The 3,809-nt window shown below is 61.2% G+C and carries 4 protein-coding genes; all 4 read right to left on the bottom strand.

Annotated elements, in window-relative coordinates:
• A partial coding sequence (locus tag ACK59X_RS23235) for an IS1634 family transposase (RefSeq protein ID WP_409960748.1) occupies window positions 1–1,015 on the bottom strand: 1,015 nt, incomplete at its 3' end.
• 502 nt (window positions 1,016–1,517) lie between these two features.
• Window positions 1,518–2,228 (bottom strand): hypothetical protein, encoded by a 711-nt coding sequence (locus ACK59X_RS23240; protein WP_251200225.1) that lies wholly within the window; start codon window positions 2,226–2,228, stop codon window positions 1,518–1,520.
• A 7-nt stretch (window positions 2,229–2,235) separates the two neighbouring features.
• Complete coding sequence (locus tag ACK59X_RS23245; protein WP_251200224.1) at window positions 2,236–3,519, bottom strand: hypothetical protein; 1,284 nt, start codon at window positions 3,517–3,519, stop codon at window positions 2,236–2,238.
• 25 nt (window positions 3,520–3,544) lie between these two features.
• The coding region (locus tag ACK59X_RS23250) for a helix-turn-helix domain-containing protein (protein ID WP_409960749.1) at window positions 3,545–3,809 on the bottom strand (265 nt) is incomplete at its 5' end.

A 3,809-nucleotide genomic window follows, 5' to 3' on the forward strand; every position in this document is an offset into this window, starting at 1 on the left:
CATGGGCGATCACCAGGCGTAAACCCTGCCAGGTTTGCTCGCTGACGATCTCAGGGTCTTCGCTCTGAGCCGCCAATCGGTTCACCGGCTCGAGCAGATCTGCAAACTCCGCATAACGGCGCCCCGGTACAGCGAGGATGAACTCCAGCGGCCGTGCCCCGGCGACCTGCAGCTTCGTCAGCGCCTCGATGTTATCCAGCGACAGCAGCCCGCGGTCGGCCACCACCACCAGGCGGCGGATGTGCGGGTAGCGCGCCAGCACCTTCCTCAGCGTGGGCTCCAACGTCGGCGCCTCGGCCGCGTTGCCGTCGAACACCTCGTGGAAGATTGGCATGCCGTCGGCTGTCTGCACGACGCCCAGCATGAATTGCCGGGCGATGACGCCCTGCTTGGACATGCCAAAGCGGCGCACGTCGCCGTCTTGCTGGCTCAAGCCTTCGGCGCGGATGGTGGTCAGGTCGTAGAAGACCACCGATAGATCCTCATCGATGAGCGGGCGCAGCAACTGTGCCACGCACTCGTCGACGGCCTGCTGGTGGTCCATCAGCGCGTCCATGCTGCGCAGCAGCTGCTGGTGACTGAGCTTGTCCGCCTCGATGCCCGGCATGCTCACCGTCTGCAGCCAGCGCAGCACGCCCAGCTTGGACTCCGGGTCGCACAGCCGGTTGAAGGCCATCACGCGCAGCGCATGCTCGACGGCGGTGGTGAAGCGCGCGCGCCGGAAAACAGCGGCCAGGCCATCGAAGCCCAACTCGTGCCACAGCGCATCCAGCGCCCAGACATCGCCCAGCGACAGCGCCGACTCGAAGCGCACCTGCGGGCTCTCGGCCCAGGCAGCAGGACGCCCCTTGGCGCGAAGCAGGCCATTGAGCAGCGCATCGACCTGGCCGTCTTGCTCGTCGACGCGCCCGAGCGTGGCCACAGTGCGCTGGCGAGGCTTGCCGTGTTCATCGCGAAAGGACTCAACCAGTTGCGCATAAGTGCGCGAGCCCGATCGGGTGAGCTTGATGAACATGGAGGGAGTGTACCCGGCACACCTGGCGTGTGCCAACACCCGTAGTATTGTGGCGTGCCACTACAAGAAAATCCATCTGACACGGCTAAGTTGTTGATTCCACAGAGGCCGGCCTCAGCAAAATGACCAAAACGCAAGTTTGGTGTCGAACTCGGGTGCTCCGGTTGCACGGGCGGAATTGCCCGGAACCGTCGCCAGCACGGCGCAGCGCAAGCAGTCAGGGGTCGCAGACAGCCGCAGGACGCAAGCGCGTATGGCGCGCGAAGCCCTTGACGGCGAGAACGCCGTGAGACGGTGAAGGGAACAGCAAGACCGCCCACACCCGCCCACTGCACACCCTCGGCTTTTGGGGCAAGCGGAGCGCGCAGGCCTGGATCAGCGAGCCGGGCCGGAGGCGTCAGGGATCAAAGCCGAATGGCCGCGATTCGGAACGAAGCGCGGGGCGCAGCTCGCGAGCCCGACGGAGGCACGCCGGGACGCAAAGACTGCTTGCACATTGGGTCTATCGCATCGAACTCGGCTTCACCAGGGCATGAATGATGGGGTCATCTCTGAACTCGCACAGCCGGGAATCATCGTGAACGAAAACCGCATCGAACACAGAAAACGCTCCCATCTCACCCAGCAATGGCATCAAATAGGCCGCTGCTTTGGTGTAGTCCACGGCTGGTAATGGCCAGTTGTCGTAAACGATCAGCCAGTTGAGCGAGTATCGAACGAAGCCGTCAGCCGTTGCCTTTGGAATTTTTTCTCTGACGTAGTGGGCCATTGCTGAAGCCCACTCGCGCTCTGGAGAATCCCCCTCCCAGCCGCAACCAGGCGCATCGGCCATGATTTCGCTTCGGAGTTGCACTGCCGTTTTGCGCGACTCTCCAGGCATGGCATGCGGCGTGAAATAAACATCCGGCCCCAAGCCTTCCCTTTCACGCAGACAATCGGCGTGAGCTATGTTCTCCGGCACCGCTTCCGTATGCTCAATGCCGACGTTGCCACCGGGCATGTCCAGCACGAAGTCCGGCCTATCGGTATGGGTCAATGTCAGCGGAAAAGAAAGCCGATTGATCGGCAGTGTCGCCAGCAGATGCGCGATGCAATAGCCCTCTGTGTGGTGATTTCTGCGGCCCTCTGAGCGAGGAGGGACGGCAATATCCAGCGCAGCAAGTTGGGCCTTCAGCCCAACCGGAGTATTCGACTGCAAGATGATTTTTGGCATCGGAGGGTTACGCCTCTGCGGCGGACGTTTCATGATCGCGGCGTAAATCGGACACCACTGCGATCAGTCGGTTGATCGGCTCGGCCAATCGCTTGGGCAGTACGCGGTGTTGGGTATGGATACCCTGCTCGGCAATCCAGTGATGGGCGATCCAGACATCCTCCTCTGGATCGTTGTTGTTCACGCCGTTGCAATACTTGTAGCCGACAAGTGCATCGGCATGGGAAAGCAGCAGTCGCGCCATCGTCATATGAAAACGATGGGCCTGAAGATCCGCAGTGTTTCGAGGGCGAGGAAGAGTCAAACGCAGGCACCGCTGGCTATTGAAGTCCTTCCAATCAGGCCCGGCAACTTCCCCTGCGCGCTCCAGCATCTTGCGTGATTGTTCACTTTTTCCGTTGACCAACGCGACCGCAACAGCTCCCTTCGGGTATTCCAGCCTTTCCGCCAGCAAGTTCATCCAGTGCGCCAGCTTTTGCAAGGTTGCATCATCTGCGAACACCAGGAACTGGTGACGCTGCTCATCATCGAGGAATGCTGGCAACTGGGCGTAGAGGGGGTACAGCAGGTCATGGAGATAGATGTACGTTTGCCGGCGCCCTTGTTCGTGGCTGCGCGTGGTGGCGGTCAATGCCTGCTGCGCCCATTCTGGCGTCAACTCGTCGATCGACATTTCCGTGATGTCGATGGAGATGAGCGGGAACCCCAGCGACTTACCGATCAGTGCCTTACGTCCGTCGAAGGCATGGCCAAGCTCGATTTCCACGCCACCCAAAACCATTGGCTCCGCTTGGACAGGCGGCCCAAGCACCGCAACATCGAGCCGGAATCGGCTGCCGAAGGGTGTATCCAATGGATGCTCGGTCGCTACACGATCAGCGCCGAGCAATAGGTTGCCTTCCAGCGGGTAGTCCGATGCATCCGCATCCTTGAACCACCACGGCATGGCAAGCCGGGCATCCAGACGCCGACCAAGCTCTGCCGCGATCAACTCTTTTGCGCGCCGATGCTCTTGGCTTTCCTGTACGGCCCGCTGCCGGTTGGCTTCTTCGTCATCAAAGTGCGCCCTGAGGTCGTAGATGCGATCAACGGGCAATTGCCGGAAATGGGAGCGCCGACGCAGCTTTCCATCTTCAAAGATAGGGCTGACCCACGTCACCATTTGCCGCAAAGCATCGGGAGACACCAGCGGCCATAACTTGCGCGCATGCTCCCGGCTACGAACATCGCGCGCCACAATCCGGGTCTGAAACAGGCCCTTGCGGGAAAAAACGACTACGGCTTCATCCATGCGTGGCAGTCACCAGTGCGGGGCATCAGATGATGGCCTGCAAGCCCTTGTTGGCGATGATGTTCAGCAGTTTGAGCGCCGGGCCGGCCGGGTGGGTATCGCCTTGCTCCCACTTGCGCACCGTCGAAGCAGTCGTGTGCAGATGCAGCGCGAACACCGGCTGGCTGAACTTCAGTTCTTCGCGCAGGTGTTTGATGTCGGCAGCACTGAACTCCCGCACTGGCGGCGGGCAGATGGCATCGAACTCGCGCATCGTTACCTTGCCGATTGCGCCAGCGTCATGCAGCGCA

The sequence above is a fragment of the Acidovorax sp. genome (genome assembly GCF_046339755.1).
Classification (GTDB): domain Bacteria; phylum Pseudomonadota; class Gammaproteobacteria; order Burkholderiales; family Burkholderiaceae_C; genus Acidovorax.

Coding starts and splice junctions, on each gene's coding strand:
- ACK59X_RS23240 (WP_251200225.1), bottom strand. CDS start 2,228: ATGCCAAAAATCATCTTGCAGTCGAATACTCCGGTTGGGCTGAAGGCC.
- ACK59X_RS23245 (WP_251200224.1), bottom strand. CDS start 3,519: ATGGATGAAGCCGTAGTCGTTTTTTCCCGCAAGGGCCTGTTTCAGACC.